Genomic DNA, 13,805 nt, shown 5'->3' with positions numbered 1-13,805 from the left:
TCGGGAGGGTTCGGGGAGGCGGTCGGCGTCAGCGCACGAGCCAGCCGCCGTCGACGGGGAGGATCGTCCCCGTGACGTAGGCGGCGGCGTCCGAGGCGAGGAACACGAAGGCGCCCTGCAGGTCGGCGGGGGTGCCCCAGCGACCGGCGGGGATGCGCGCGACGATCGACGCCTCGCGGGCCTCGTCGGCGCGGATCGCCGCGGTGTTGTCGGTGGCGAGGTAGCCGGGGGCGATCGCGTTGACGGTCACTCCGGAGGCGGCCCACTCGTTGGCGAACGCCTTGGTCAGCCCCGCGACCGCGTGCTTCGACGCGGTGTAGCCGGGCACCGTGATCCCGCCCTGGAAGGACAGCATCGAGGCGACGGTGATGATCCGCCCGGAGCCCTGCGCGATCATCCGCCGGCCGGCCGCCTGGGTGAGGTGGAAGACCGAGTCGAGGTTCACCTTCAGCACCTCGTCCCAGTCCGCGGCGCTGTGCTCGGCCGCGGGGGTGCGCTTGATCGTGCCGGCGTTGTTGACCAGCACATCGATCCGGCCGAGCTCGGCGACGACCTCGTCGATCGCGGAGTGCAGCTCCCCGGGCGTCGCGGTCGCGAAGTCGCGGCGGATCAGGTGCGCCCGGCGGCCCAGCCCGCGGACCAGCTCGGCGGTCTCGCTCGCGTCGCCCCGGTCGATCAGCGCGATGTCGGCGCCGACCTCGGCGAGCGCCAGCGCGGCGCCGCGGCCGATGCCCCGGCTGGTCCCGGTGACGGCGGCGACCCGGCCGTCGAGCCGGAAGGCGTCGAGGGTGAAGGCGGCGGCGGGTGTGGGCACGTCGGCGGTCATGGTCGTCCCTTTCGGAAGGTCGTGGTGAGGGAGCCGATCCCGTCGACGCGGATCGTGACCGCGTCGCCGTCGGCCAGCGGGCGGTGCACCGCGAGCGCCTCCGGCAGCTTCTGCGGGCTGCCCGTGGCGATCACGTCGCCCGGCTCGAGTGTCATCCCCTCGCTGAGGTGGTGGACGAGCGCCGCCATGCTGAAGACCAGGTCGGCGGTGCTCTGCGAGACGGTGACGACGCCGTCGCGGACCACCTCGACGCGGAGGTCGCCGGTGTCCGCGATCTCGTCGGGCGTCACGAGCCACGGACCGAGCGGGGCGAAGCCGTCGGAGCACTTGCCGAGCGTCCACTGGCTGGAGCGGCCCTGCCAGCTGCGCTCGGAGACGTCGTTGATCACGGTGTAGCCGGCGATGTGCGAGGCCGCCTCCTCGAGCGGGATGTCCCGCCCGCCGTGGCCGATGACGAGCGCGATCTCGCCCTCGTAGTCGACGTCGGTCGCCGTCAGCGGCAGCGTCACCGGATCGCCGGGGGCGCCGAGCGTGTTCGGCGTCTTGACGAACACGTCGGGGGTCGTCGGCACGGGCCGGTCCTCGCCGCCGGCGGGCACGTGCCCGCGGTAGTTGTAGCCGATGCAGAGGATCTTCCCCGGCGCGACCGGCGGCAGGAGGCGGAGCGAGTCGAGCGGCACCGTCGCAGCGCCGACCGCCCGGGCCGCGGTCAGCAGCGCGCGGTCGGCGAGCAGCTCCGTGACGGTCGCGGCACCCAGATCGAGCACGCGGTCACCGTCGCGGTCGCCGTCGCCGTCCAGCACGACTCCGGTCCGAGCGCCCTCGGCACTCTCGAATCGGACGAGTCTCACCAGTAGGGCCGCCATTCCGGTCGCGAGACGCGCATCAGCGCCTCCAGGTAGAAGTAGTCGCCCCAGAGCGTGCCCTCGTCGACGCCGACGTTCTTCGGCAGGTCGTAGACGCTGTGCAGCAGGACGGTGTCCGCGGCCTCGGGGCTCTCGGGAGCGCACTCCCGGATCAGCGCCGCGAGGATCCGGTGCGCGGCGTCGCGCCAGCGCGCGGCGCACTCGGCGTCGGTCTCGACCAGGGCCAGCTCGAGCAGTCCGCAGACCGCGATCGCCGCCGCCGAGCTGTCCCGGGGCGCATCGCTGCCCTCGGCGTAGACGAGGTCCCAGTAGGGCACGAGGTCGCGCGGCAGGTGCGCGAGGAAGTACTCGGCGCAGGCCCGCGACGCCTCCAGCAGCGCCTCGTCGCCGAGCACGCGGAAGCCCATCGCGAAGCCGTAGACGCCCCAGGCCTGCCCGCGCGCCCAGCAGGAGTCGTCGAACGCGCCCTGCTCGGTGCCGCCGCGCAGCGGCTCGCCGGTCTCGGCGTCCCAGTAGAAGGTGTGGAAGGTGGAGGAGTCGGGGCGGAGGATGTTCACCCGCAGCGCCTCGATGTGGCGCGCGACGGCCTCGGCGTAGCGCGGGTCGCCGGTCTGCTCGCCGGCCCAGGTCAGCAGCGGCATGTTCATCAGCGAGTCGATGATCGTGCGGCCGCGCTGCTTCGGGTCGCGGAGGTCGCCCCAGGCCTGGACGATGCCGGCCGTCGGCAGGAACCGCGTCATCAGGTGCTCGGCGGCCTCGAGCGCCGCGGTGCGGCCGAGCTCGTCGCCGAGGAGCCGGAAGGGCGCGACGCAGGAGAGCGTGTAGAGGAAGCCGAGGTCGTGGGTCTCCAGGTCCTCGCCCTCCCGCACGCGGCGGGCGAAGTCGTGCAGGTGGCCGCGGGCGGCGTCGAGGAAGACGTCCTCGCCGGTCGCCTCCCAGGCGATCCACTGCATGCCCGGCCAGAAGCTCGTCGTCCAGCCGCGGTTGGCGCCGGCCGCGAAGCCCTGTGCCGCGGGGCGGATCGGGTAGCGGCCGTCCGTGGTGGTGTCGTCGGGGTAGGCGGAGCCGAAGGCCCCGATCATCCGGCGGACGACCTCGAGGGCGTCCGCCACGGCCTGCTCGGTGGTCGTCCTCCCCGTGGTGGGTGGAGTGGTCGTCATGGGGAGAGTCCTTCGTGGGAGGTCAGGCCGCGACCGGCTGGTCGGCGGCGAGCGCGGGGCGGAGGGTGAACCGGGCGTTCGCCCAGACCAGGTAGAGGGCGGGAGCGGCCGAGACGCCGAGGGCGAGCGCGGGCGAGGCGGTGAAGAGGTACGCCTGGAACGCGAGGACCAGCAGTGAGACCACCGACAGGTGCCAGCGGCGGGCGGCGAGGAACACCGCCGCCTTGACGGCCTGCCGCAGCGTCGAGGTGCCCGCCTCCGCGAGGGCGACCAGCGCCACGGGGACGCAGCCGACGACGAGGAGGGCGATGATCGCGAGGAACGGGATGACGACCACGCCGATCTGCATCGGCGCGAGGAACCGCACGTCGACGAGCACCAGCACGACGACCGCGGTGGCGGCGGTCAGCAGCCACACGGGGCGGCGCCAGCTCGCGCGCCACGCCCGCCAGAACGTCCGCACGACCGCGGTCTCGCCGCGCGAGTGCGCCGCGAAGACCGCGGCGGCGCCCATCAGGGCCGGCGCGCAGAGCGGCAGCGCCACCGCGAGCAGCGGCCAGGAGAGCACCGGATCCGTCGTCACCAGCAGCAGCACGAGTGGCAGGCAGGCGACCAGGAGCAGCACGTTCGTCACCAGGATCAGGTAGGCGACGCCGAAGAGCGAGGCGTAGAGGCCGTTCGGGATGCGGCGCACGATCAGCCCTTCAGTCCGCTGGTCGCGATGCCCTCGACGAAGTACTTCTGGCCGAGGAGGAAGATCACGGCGATCGGGACCACCGAGATCACGAGGCCGGCGAACAGCAGCGCGTAGTTGGCGTCGTAGAGCGTGCTGACGAAGCTCTGCAGGCCCAGCTGGATCGTCCAGAGGTCCGGGTTCCGCAGGTAGATCAGCGGTCCGAGGTAGTCGTTCCAGGTGGCGACGAAGGTCAGCAGCGTGAGGCTCGCGATCGCGGGGATCGACAGCGGCACCATGATCCGCGCCCAGATGCCGTACTCGCTCAGGCCGTCGATCCGCGCGGCCTCGGAGAGCTCCTCCGGGATCGTCTCGTAGAACTGCTTCATCAGGAACACGCCGAAGGCGCCGAAGGCCTGGATCAGGATGATCGCCCAGAGGGTGTTCGAGACCTTGAGGTTCGACAGCAGGATGAACTGCGGGATCATGTACGACTGCCACGGCACCGCGATCGTGCCGATGTAGACCAGGAACAGCACGTCGCGGCCGGGGAAGCGCATCCGCGAGAAGCCGTAGGCCGCGAACGAGCCGGTGACCACCTGCAGGATCGTGACGACGACCGCGAGCAGCAGCGTGTTCCGGATCCAGGTGAGCATGCCCGACTGGGTCCAGATCTGGACGTAGTTGCTCCAGACCCAGGTCTCCGGGAACCACTTCACCGGCACCGAGAAGACCTCGTTCGGCGTCTTCACCGAGCTCGTGATCATCCAGAAGAACGGCAGCAGCAGCGCCGCGGCGGCGATGATCATCACCGCGTAGCCGAGGACGCGGCCCGCCCTGCGCGCCGGGGAGCGGCCGGCCTCCTTGCGGCGCGGCGGCAGCGGCTCGTTCACGCCGACGACGGTGGGAGCGCCGTCGGGGATGAGAAGTCCGGTCATCGGGACTCGCTCCTTCGGTTGAGGAAGAACTGGGCCAGCGTCACGAGGATGCAGAGCAGGAAGAGCACGACCGAGACCGCCGACGCGTAGCCGAACTGGTTCTCCTGGAAGCCCTTCTGGTAGATGAACTGCGAGAGCACGAGGGTCGCCTGACCCGGGCCGCCCTGCGTCATCACGAGGATCAGGTCGAAGATCTTGAACGAGTTGATGGTGAGCATCACCGTCACGAAGAAGGTGGTCGGCCGCAGGCACGGGATCGTCACGTTGACGAAGCGCTGCCAGACCGAGGCGCCGTCGACGCGGGCGGCCTCGTGCAGCTCGCGCGGCACGGTCTGCAGCCCGGCGAGGAACAGGATCATGTAGTAGCCCATGTCCCGCCAGGTGCTGATGATCACGACCGCGGGCATCGCCCACTCGGACGAGGTCAGCCAGCCGGGCGGGTCGGAGATGCCGATCAGGCCGAGCAGCTGGTTGATCGGGCCGTACTCCGGGCTGAAGAGCAGGTTCCAGACCACGGCGATCGCGACGATCGAGGTGATGTAGGGGAAGAACGCGGCCGTGCGGAAGAACGCGACGCCGCGGAGCTTGTTGTTGAGCAGCAGCGCGAGCCCGAGCGAGACGACGAGTGTCAGCGGGATGTGCAGCGCGGCGTAGTAGAGCGTGTTCAGCAGCGCGATGCGGAAGCTCGCGTCGCCGATCAGGCGCTGGAAGTTCGCGATGCCGACCCAGTTCGCCTGGCCGAAGACGTTCCAGTCGGTCATCGACATGTAGAAGAGGGTGATCACCGGCACGAGCGTGAGCGCGGCGAAGCCCAGGAAGTTCGGGAGGATGAAGGTCCAGCCGATCAGCATGTTCCGGACGGCGTACGCGGAGCGTCGTCGTCGGGGCGGCAGGGGCGACGGCGTCGGCGGAGTCGACGGGCCGGCGTCCGCGGCGGCGAGGGTCGTCATGAGACCTCCAGGGTCCGAGGGGGAAGAAGAGGGGGGCGGTGGCCGGCCCGTGCGGGGCCGGCCACCGCGGGGAGTCAGTTCGTGCCGACTTCGTTCTTCACGCGGTCCTCAGCGGTCTTCACGGCGTCGTCGAGGCTCGTCGAGCCCGACATGACGGCGGTGTGCAGGTCGAGGAGCACGTTCTGGACGGCGGCCGTCTTGGCCGAGGTCGGGTTCTCCGGCTTGGTGTCGTGCGACGACCAGGCGAACTTCGAGACCTCGTCGGTCGGCGCGCTGTCGACCGCGAAGTAGGTCTCGGCGACCGCGTCGCTGGTGAGGGCGGGGGTGATGCCGAGGGAGGCGACGACCTCCGCGCCCTCCTCGCTCGACGCGAACTCGAGGAACTCCTTCGCGGCGGCCTGCTTGCCCGAGTCGATGCCGGCGTTGATGCCGAAGCCGGTCGGGTCGCCGAAGGTCACGGGGGTCTGGTCCATGCCGGTCGTCGACTCGTCGAACTGCGGGATCGGTGCGAAGCCCCAGTCGAAGGTGTCCGAGTCGCCGGACGCCTGCTGGGCGATCAGCGACGCGACGAACCAGGTGCCCATCGGCATCATCGCGGCGTTCTGCTTGCCGAACTCGGCCTGGTAGGTCAGCTTGTTCGCGACGATCGTGTTGTACTCCGCCTGCGCACCCGCGTCCTGGAGCGCGAGGGCGCGCTCGTAGTAGGGCTCGAGGTAGCCGTATTCGGCGTCGAGGATGTCGATGTCCGGGGTCTGCGCGCTCGCGAAGCCCTGCACCGTCGACTGCCAGCTGTGCTCGTAGGTGCCGGCGGCGCTGCTGCCGGCCGCGGCGAGCGCGGTGGTCAGCTGCTCGGCGGTGGCCTCGTAGTCGTCCCAGGTCCAGGAGCCGTCGGGGTAGGCGACGCCGGCCTGGTCGAAGAGGGCCTTGTTGTAGAAGAGGACCCAGGAGTCCTGGCGGTAGGGCGCCGCCCACTGCTTGTCGTCGACCTGGTAGGCCTCCACGCCGCCGAGGTCGTCGGGCAGCTCGATGTCGGAGACGTCGAGCAGCTGGCCGCCGGCCTGGTAGGTGACGACGTTCTTGACGTTCTTCTGCGTGACGATGTCCGGACCGCTGCCGGCCGCGAGGTCCGCGGTCATCAGGGTGTCGTAGTTGGTCGCGTCGTACTCCTTGACCTCGATCGTGACGTCGGGGTCCTTCTCGTGGAACGCGTCGGCGAGCGCCTGGAACTCCGGCGTCGTGCTCAGGCTCCAGCCGGAGAGGCTGAGCGTGATCGGGCCGTCGGCCGCGGGGGCGTCACCGCCGCCTCCCGCCGAGCAGGCGGTGAGGGACAGGGCGGCGACCAGGGCCACTCCGGCTGCGGTCAGTCTTCTCTTCATGCGTGCTGCTCCTTTGCATCTGCGTCCGGGACTCCACCTCGGGTCCTCGGGTACCGGAGCTGCCGAGCGGCGCGTCCGGAATCTGGGAGTCGGTGCTCGGTGACGAGGCCGTCGGGCCAGGTCGCCGTCACGGACAGGGCGTCGCCGTCGAGGGCGTCGCCGACGTCGACGTGGGCGGGGCCCGCGGAAGGGGCCTCCGCTCCGGCTGCTTCTTCACCGGTGAGGCCGATCAGCGCGACGACGAGAGCGTCGACCTCCGCCGGGAGGGTGATCGTCGGCACGCCGACCGCGGGGCCGAGCGGGCTCGCACCGTCGCGGGCGACGACCTCGAGGGCGGCGCCAGGGGTGAGGGAGGTCAGGGTGCTCGTGAGGACCCCCGCGGTCGCCCGAGCCGTCGCGCCGTCCGCGGTCGCGTCGATCCGCTCGCCGGCGATGGCCCAGCCGCCGATGCGCAGGGAGATCTCCTCCGCCCGCACGCCCTCGGCGAGCTCGTCGATCCGGACGAGGCGCAGCTCCCACGGGCCGCGCACCAGCGAGTGCACGCTGATCCGGCCGGCGGCGCGGACGGCTCCGCGCAGGCCCTCGCCGTGGCGGTGGCTGCTGCGCTCCGGAGTGATCCAGTGCGCGTCCCCGCTCGAGCCGGCCACGCCGACCCGGCCGTCCGCGTCGAGGCGGACCTCGGTCAGCGTCATGCCGGTGCGGTGGGTCGCGTCGCCCGCGGCGTCGACCAGCGCGACGCTCTGCTCGAGCGCCTCCGCCCAGCCGCGCTCGTCGAGCAGCGGCGCGGTGGCGGTGGAGTAGCCCAGCCGCGCGTAGAGCGGGGAGTCGCCGGTCGTCGTGCCGGGCAGCGCCTTGTCGGTGCCGTGGTTGACGACGCGGACGATGCCGTCAGCCCGCGTGCCGGAGACGATCCAGCCGGGCGAGACGATCGCGCGGAGGTCGTCGCCCTGCTCGATCGGCAGCGGCTCGGAGGCCGCGGACCAGACCGGGTGCTCGGCCGGGAGCAGGATGCCGAGCATGCCCTTGACCGCCCAGTACGGCGAGCCGGGGCCGGAGTAGGACTGCGCGAGCTCGCGCCACGGGTCGTGCCAGCCCATCGAGAGCAGGCCGTCCTCGCCGGGCGCGCCGTTCTCGGCGAAGTGCCCGACGATCGCGCTCGCGGCGCGGCGGAGCCGGCCCGGGGAGTGCGAGGGGACCTCGGCGATCACGCCGGCCCAGAACGGCGCGGCGGCGGCGAAGCGGTAGATCAGGCTGCGGCCCTGCAGCAGCGGCGAGCCGTCGCCGCCGACCAGCGCCAGCGCGTCGTCGAGATAGCGGTCGAGCCGGGCGACGTCGGCGGCGGCGCGCGGGGCGGCCAGCTCGGCCGCGCCGGACATCCGCGCCCAGAGCACGGGGTAGACGTGCAGCGCCCAGCCGACGTAGTGGTCGAAGGCGCGCTCCGCGCCGTCGGCGAGCCAGCCGTCCTCGCGGACGAAGGAGTCGTGGCGGGCGAGGTCCGCGGCGACGTCCTCCGCCGACCACGGGCCGCCGACCGAGCGGAGGAAGGTCTCGACGACCAGGCGGAACCAGACCCAGTTGGTCTGCGGGTAGCTGTCGTCGCCGACGACGGGGGCGAGGTAGTCGACGACGCGCTGCTGGGTCCGCGCGTCGAGGCGGTCCCAGATCCAGGGGCGCGTGAGGTCGAGCACCAGCGCGATCGACGCCGCCTCGACCTTGGCCTGGGCGTGCTCGTCGATCCGGACCCAGCGGTCCTCCGCGTCGGGGTCGACGCCGGTCTCGACGCCGCGGCGGTAGAAGTCGATCAGGTCGTCGACGCCCTCGCCGCGCGCTCCGGCGATGCGGAAGCCGGCGAGCAGGAAGGTGCGGGCGAAGCCCTCGAGGCCGTCGACCGCGCGGCCGTAGCCGCCCTCGGCGCCGGGGAGGGTGATCCGCCCGTGACCGGCGCTGGCGTGGGGGGCCACCGCGGCGAGGAGCGCGTCCGCGACGGCGAGCCAGTGCTCGCGCGTCCAGTCGGCGCGGAGGTTCCCCTCGTTCACGGCGGTTCTCCTTTGAATCGTGATGTCCACGCTCTGTCCCACGCTGACGTGAGCGGCCCACGCTGACGTGAGCGGCACTGAACAGAACAGGACTATACATACGGAAATCGATCACCTCAATGTTTTGGTTGGAGCAAAATGATTGATTATGATCAGTTGCATGCCAAAGCACCCCGTCCCGGCATCGTCGCCGGGCGTGATCGAGTCCTTCCGCGGCCCGCTCGCGGCCGCGTTCTCGCCCGACCGACCGCTCTCGGCGCGCGGGGTCCTCCTCTCCCCCGAGCAGTCGCTGCCGGTGCCGACCGCCGCCGACCGGGACGCGTGGGCCGCGGCCGATGCTCCGACCCTCGCCGCGGTCGCCGAGCGCGCCGCCGCCGATCTGCTCGTGCCGTGGCCGCAGCCGCTCGCGAGCCAGGCCGTGCGCGTGCACCGCGACGGGAACCGGGACGGCTGGGAGCAGCGGGCGTTCGAGCGGCAGCGGCGCCTGAGCCGCGCGGTGCTGCTGGCCGCGAGCACGAGCGGCGGCACAGCAGACGGCTCAGCAGACTTCTGGCTCGATCAGGTCGCCGACGGCGTGCAGCTGCTCTGCGAGCAGAGCTCCTGGTGCTGGCCGGCCCACGACGACGCGCTGCGCCGCCACGGCTCGGTGCTCGCCGACGTCGCCGACCCCTTCCTCGACCTCGGCGCGGGCGAGGTCGCCGGCCAGCTCGCCTGGCTCGACCACGTCCTCGGCGAGCGCCTCGACGACCGCTACCCGGGGCTGCGCCGCAGGATCCGCCGTGAGACCCGCGAGCGCGTGCTCGCCCCGTTCCTGACCCGCGACGACTGGCACTGGCTGGGCCTGGACGGCGACGTGCACAACTGGAACCCCTGGATCACCGGCAACGTGCTGGTCGCCGCCCTGCGCCTGCTCGACGCTCCGGGCGAGGAGGAGGAGCGCGCCGCCGTCGTCACCCGCGCGGTCGCCGCCCTGGACCGCTACGTCGCCGTGCTCCCCGAGGACGGCGCGATCGACGAGGGCTACGCCTACTGGTGGAACGGCGCCTGCCGCGCCCTCGAGGCGCTCGACGTCCTCACGCACGCGACCGGCGGCGCCTGGGACGCCTCGGCCGTGCCCGCCCTGCGCGCGACCGTCGCCTTCCCGCACCGCTCGCACCTCGGCGGCGACTGGTACGTCGCGCACGCCGACGGCCAGGCGCTGCAGTCGCGCGACCAGCCCTGGCACGCGGTGCACCGGGCCGGCCGCCGGGTCGGCGACACCGCGGCGATGGCGCACGCCGCGGCGCAGCGCTCCCCCGGCGAGCCCGCCGCCTCCGAGAAGGAGGGACTCGGCCGCCTGCTGCGCGGAGCGACGGACCCGCTCTGGACCTCCGCCCCCGCGGCGCTCCCGCCACTCCCCCGCGAGGTCTGGCTCGAGTCCGTGCAGGTGCTCCTGGCCCGCACCGTCGAGGGATCGCCGGCCGGCCTGACCCTCGTCGCCAAGGGCGGGCACAACGCCGAGCACCACAACCACAACGACGTCGGCGCGTTCCAGGTGGCGAGCGACGGCGTGCCCGTCGTCGTCGACGCCGGCCGCCCCACCTACACCGCCGCCACCTTCGGCCCGGAGCGCTACGGCATCTGGACGATGCGGAGCGAGTGGCACAACCTGCCCGTCGTCCGCGGCCGGGGGCAGCCGCCCGGGCGGGAGGCGGCCGCGGCGGACGTCTCGGTCGCGCTGAGCGACGCGTCCGCCGCGTTCTCCGCGGAGCTCGCCGCCGCCTACCCCGGCACGGGCCTGCGCTCCTGGCGCCGCACCGTCTCCCTCGACCGCCCGTCCGCAAGGGTCGTCCTCGAGGACCGCTGGGACCTCGCCCCGTGGGACGATCAGGACGATGAGCCCGGCACCGCGATCCGACTGCTCCTCGCGGGAGACGTCGTGACCGAGCGCGGAGCCGCCCGGGTCCGCCCGCTCGGCGGCGCGCGGCCGCTCCGGATCGCCTGGGATCCGTCCTGCGAGCACCGCACCGTCGTTCGGGAGCTGGACGATCCGATGCTCACGAGCGTCTGGGGCGAGCGGCTGACGCTGCTGGAGATCGACGCCACGGCGCGCAGGGAGCTGCGGATCGCGATAGACCTGGACCCACCGATCGGAGAGCAACGATGAGCGACCAGACCCAGTCCCCACCCCTCGCCGCCGAGCGACGGGCGCACATCCTCGCGGCCCTCGGCGTCGACGGCGCCGTCCGCATCTCCCAGCTCACCGAGGCGCTCGGCGTGGCGACGGTCACGCTCCGCCGCGACCTGGTGCAGATGGAGCGCGAGGGCCTGCTGAGCCGCGTGCACGGCGGCGCGGTCGTCCTCTCCGGCTCGGCCGGTCACACGGCGCCCGCCCCGGAGCCGGAGGAGGTCAAGCTCGGCTCGATCGCCGTCCTGGTCCCCTCGCTCAACTACTACTGGCCCGGCGTGCTGCACGCGATGGAGGCGACCGGCCGCAGCCTCGGCTACGACGTCGTCCTGCGCGGCGCCTCCTACGAGCTGCAGGACGAGCGCCCCGTGCTCGAGCGCCTGCTGCGCTCCGGCGACGTGCGCGGGCTGATCGTCGCTCCCAACACCGACACGGAGCACTCGGGCGACGTCCTCCGCTGGCTCGCCGACTGCGGCGTCCCATCGGTCCTGGTCGAGCGCGACGCGGTCCTCGAGCCCGAGGGCACGCCCGCCGAGTCGGTCACCACCGACCACGCGCTCGGCGCCGTGCTCGCCGCCCGGCACCTCGCCGAGCTCGGCCACCGCAAGGTCGGCCTGATCCTGTCGCGGAACTCGCCGACCTCGCGCAAGATCGCCGCGGGCTGGCTCTCGGCCTGCGAGGCGCTCGGCCTCACTCCCGCCGACCACTTCGAGGAGACGCTGCCCGACCGCGGCAGCGCCGACTTCTCCGAGGTGGTCAACGCGGCCCTGGAGACGGCCCTCGAGACCGGCGTCACCGCGCTGCTCGTCCACTCCGACCCGGAGGCGATGGCCTTCGTCGACCTCGCGCTCAACCGCGGCATCTCGGTGCCCGGCGACCTCTCGGTGATCGCCTACGACGATGAGGTCGCCCAGCTCTTCACCCCCGCGCTGACCGCGGTGAGCCCGCCGCGCGCCGGCGTCGGCGAGGCCGCGGTCCGGCTGCTCGTCCAGCGGATCGAGGACCCGGAGCGGCCGGTGCACCGCGTGCAGCTCAACCCGAGCCTGATCGTCCGGGCCTCGACGGCGGCGCCCGGGCGCCCGGCGGACGGGCAGCCGGACGGCGCGCGGTGATCGACCGCCACGAGCACTCGCCGTGGGCGTTCTGGGCCGAGGCCTCGCCGGAGCAGCGGTCCCGCCAGCTCGAGCTGCAGCGCGAGCTCCTGGCCGCGCACCCCGGCTGGAGCCTCGGCGCCGACTGCTTCGTCGCGGAGTCGGCCGCGGTCGACCCCGAGCGCCTCGTGCTGGGCGACCGCTCGTACCTCGCCGCCGGCGCGTACCTGACGGGCGACGTCGAGATCGGCGCCGACTGCTCGCTCAACCCCTACACGGTGGTGCGCGGGAGCGTCGTCCTCGGCTCGGCCGTCCGGGTCGGCGCGCACACGTCGATCCTCGGCTTCAACCACTCGATGACGCCCGGCACCGAGGTGTTCCGCCAGCCGCTGAGCTCGCGCGGCATCCGCATCGGCGACGACGTCTGGATCGGCTCGCACGTGGTCGTGCTCGACGGCGTGACGGTGGGCGACCACGCGGTGCTCGCCGCCGGCGCGGTCGTGACGAAGGACGTGGCGGCCGGTGCGGTCGTCGGCGGCAACCCCGCGCGGCGGCTGCGCTGGCGGGTGCCGCCCGTCGCCGCGGAGGTCTCGGACGCCGCGCGCCTGGCGGATCGGGCGCGCGAGGAGATCGAGGGGATCCTGCGCGGTGCGCTCGTCGACGGCGGGCCGGCGCCTCAGGACGGACCTGCACTCCACGACGAGCCCGCCTTCCGCGACCGGCCGGGCGCCGCCCCGACCGACCGCGCGCTCGGCGACGCGGTCGAGCTCGCCGACCTCCTGCTCGGCTCGCCTCCTCCCGGCGTCGATCCCGCCGCGGTCGTCGCGCGGCTCCGCGGGCTGCCGGTCCCGGGGGCCGACCTGTGGACCGATCCGGAGGCCGCGTACCGCGTGCTGAGCGCGGGCTACGCGCTCGACCTGCTCGGGTCGGAGTTCGCCCGGCCGCTGACCGCCGTGACCGAGGAGACCCCGGAGGGCCTCGTCGCGCGGCTCGACGGGCTGCGCTGGCGCGACGACCCGTGGAACGCCGGCCACCACGTCGACGCGCTCGGCACCGCGCTGCACTGGACGCGCCGCCGCGGCGATCCCGTCCCGGTCGGCCTCGAGGAGGCGCTCTACGGCTGGCTGCTCACCCGCGCCGATCCCCGCAGCGGCATGTGGGGCGAGGCGTCGGCCGACCGCGGACTGCTCCTGCTCGTGAACGGCGCGTACCGCGCGACCCGCGGCACCTTCGTGCAGGACGGCCGCCCGCTCCCCTACCCCGACGCCGTCCGCGACACCGTCCTCCGGCACGCCCGCGACGACCGCTGGTTCCGGCCCGAGCGCGTCGACGCCTGCGCCGCCCTCGACCTCGTCCACCCGCTCTGGCTCACCCGCGGCAGCACCTACCGCGCCGCCGAGGTGGAACCGCTGGCGAGGACACTGCTCGCGGACGTCCTCGGCCAGTGGCGCCCCGGCCGCGGCTTCGCCTTCCGCCTGCACGCCGCCGACGCCGGCCTCCAGGGCACCGAGATGTGGCTCGCCGTCCTCTGGTACCTCGCCGACCTCCTCGGCGCCTCCGACACCCTCGGCTACCGCCCGCGCGGCGTCCACCGCCCGGAGCCGGCCCCGCCCCGCCCCATGCTGATCGAGTAGCCCGCGCAGCGGGCGTATCGAGATCCCCCACCCCCAGTACGCCGGGTCTCGATACGCCGCCTCCGGCGCCTACTCGACCAGCATGTGT

11 protein-coding genes are annotated in these 13,805 nt (G+C 73.3%); 3 read left to right on the top strand and 8 right to left on the bottom strand.

The window, feature by feature from the left end; translation table 11 throughout:
* Positions 1-28: 28 nt before the first annotated feature.
* The 8 genes from kduD to EDF45_RS11460 form a co-directional block, all read right to left on the bottom strand.
* Positions 29-826, bottom strand: coding sequence for a 2-dehydro-3-deoxy-D-gluconate 5-dehydrogenase KduD (gene kduD, locus EDF45_RS11495; RefSeq protein ID WP_123736083.1), 798 nt, complete (start codon positions 824-826; stop codon positions 29-31).
* A complete protein-coding gene (locus EDF45_RS11490; protein WP_260312165.1) occupies positions 823-1,677 on the bottom strand; it encodes a fumarylacetoacetate hydrolase family protein in 855 nt (284 codons plus the stop codon). Before EDF45_RS11490 ends, kduD begins: the two co-directional genes overlap by 4 nt.
* Entirely contained in the window at positions 1,674-2,852 is a 1,179-nt protein-coding gene (locus EDF45_RS11485) for a glycoside hydrolase family 88 protein (RefSeq protein ID WP_123736085.1), read from the bottom strand. The genes EDF45_RS11490 and EDF45_RS11485 overlap by 4 nt, the downstream gene beginning before the upstream one ends.
* A 22-nt stretch (positions 2,853-2,874) precedes the next feature.
* Complete coding sequence (locus EDF45_RS11480) at positions 2,875-3,546, bottom strand: ferredoxin-NADPH reductase (RefSeq protein WP_123736086.1); 672 nt, start codon at positions 3,544-3,546, stop codon at positions 2,875-2,877.
* 2 nt (positions 3,547-3,548) lie between these two features.
* The gene (locus EDF45_RS11475) at positions 3,549-4,463 is read right to left on the bottom strand and encodes a carbohydrate ABC transporter permease (protein ID WP_123736087.1); all 915 of its coding nucleotides are present in this window, start codon (positions 4,461-4,463) and stop codon (positions 3,549-3,551) included.
* A complete protein-coding gene (locus tag EDF45_RS11470; RefSeq protein ID WP_123447343.1) occupies positions 4,460-5,413 on the bottom strand; it encodes a carbohydrate ABC transporter permease in 954 nt (317 codons plus the stop codon). The genes EDF45_RS11475 and EDF45_RS11470 overlap by 4 nt, the downstream gene beginning before the upstream one ends.
* Positions 5,414-5,487: 74 nt before the next feature.
* On the bottom strand, positions 5,488-6,789 hold the full coding sequence (locus tag EDF45_RS11465) for an extracellular solute-binding protein (RefSeq protein WP_123736088.1): 1,302 nt from the start codon (positions 6,787-6,789) through the stop codon (positions 5,488-5,490).
* The gene (locus EDF45_RS11460) at positions 6,786-8,825 is read right to left on the bottom strand and encodes a DUF2264 domain-containing protein (protein ID WP_123736089.1); all 2,040 of its coding nucleotides are present in this window, start codon (positions 8,823-8,825) and stop codon (positions 6,786-6,788) included. The genes EDF45_RS11465 and EDF45_RS11460 overlap by 4 nt, the downstream gene beginning before the upstream one ends.
* Before the next feature lie 160 nt (positions 8,826-8,985).
* Between EDF45_RS11460 and EDF45_RS11455 the strand changes: the two genes are divergently transcribed.
* Genes EDF45_RS11455 through EDF45_RS21900 form a run of 3 tightly spaced genes read left to right on the top strand, consistent with a single transcriptional unit; the run spans position 8,986 to position 13,717 of the window.
* Complete coding sequence (locus EDF45_RS11455) at positions 8,986-10,971, top strand: heparinase II/III family protein (protein ID WP_123736090.1); 1,986 nt, start codon at positions 8,986-8,988, stop codon at positions 10,969-10,971.
* Complete coding sequence (locus EDF45_RS11450; RefSeq protein WP_123447339.1) at positions 10,968-12,104, top strand: substrate-binding domain-containing protein; 1,137 nt, start codon at positions 10,968-10,970, stop codon at positions 12,102-12,104. The genes EDF45_RS11455 and EDF45_RS11450 overlap by 4 nt, the downstream gene beginning before the upstream one ends.
* On the top strand, positions 12,101-13,717 hold the full coding sequence (locus tag EDF45_RS21900) for a DapH/DapD/GlmU-related protein (protein ID WP_123736091.1): 1,617 nt from the start codon (positions 12,101-12,103) through the stop codon (positions 13,715-13,717). The genes EDF45_RS11450 and EDF45_RS21900 overlap by 4 nt, the downstream gene beginning before the upstream one ends.
* Positions 13,718-13,805: the final 88 nt, after the last annotated feature.

Source organism: Rathayibacter sp. PhB186, assembly GCF_003751825.1.
In the GTDB taxonomy this organism is placed as follows: domain Bacteria; phylum Actinomycetota; class Actinomycetes; order Actinomycetales; family Microbacteriaceae; genus Rathayibacter; species Rathayibacter festucae.
This window is presented reverse-complemented; position numbering and strand designations above follow the sequence as displayed.

Bases quoted from the DNA above. Each gene is read 5' to 3' on its own strand.
- kduD (WP_123736083.1), bottom strand. From the start codon at position 826: ATGACCGCCGACGTGCCCACACCCGCCGCCGCCTTCACCCTCGACGCC.
- EDF45_RS11485 (WP_123736085.1), bottom strand. From the start codon at position 2,852: ATGACGACCACTCCACCCACCACGGGGAGGACGACCACCGAGCAGGCC.
- EDF45_RS11475 (WP_123736087.1), bottom strand. From the start codon at position 4,463: ATGACCGGACTTCTCATCCCCGACGGCGCTCCCACCGTCGTCGGCGTG.
- EDF45_RS11470 (WP_123447343.1), bottom strand. From the start codon at position 5,413: ATGACGACCCTCGCCGCCGCGGACGCCGGCCCGTCGACTCCGCCGACG.
- EDF45_RS11465 (WP_123736088.1), bottom strand. From the start codon at position 6,789: ATGAAGAGAAGACTGACCGCAGCCGGAGTGGCCCTGGTCGCCGCCCTG.
- EDF45_RS11455 (WP_123736090.1), top strand. From the start codon at position 8,986: ATGCCAAAGCACCCCGTCCCGGCATCGTCGCCGGGCGTGATCGAGTCC.
- EDF45_RS11450 (WP_123447339.1), top strand. From the start codon at position 10,968: ATGAGCGACCAGACCCAGTCCCCACCCCTCGCCGCCGAGCGACGGGCG.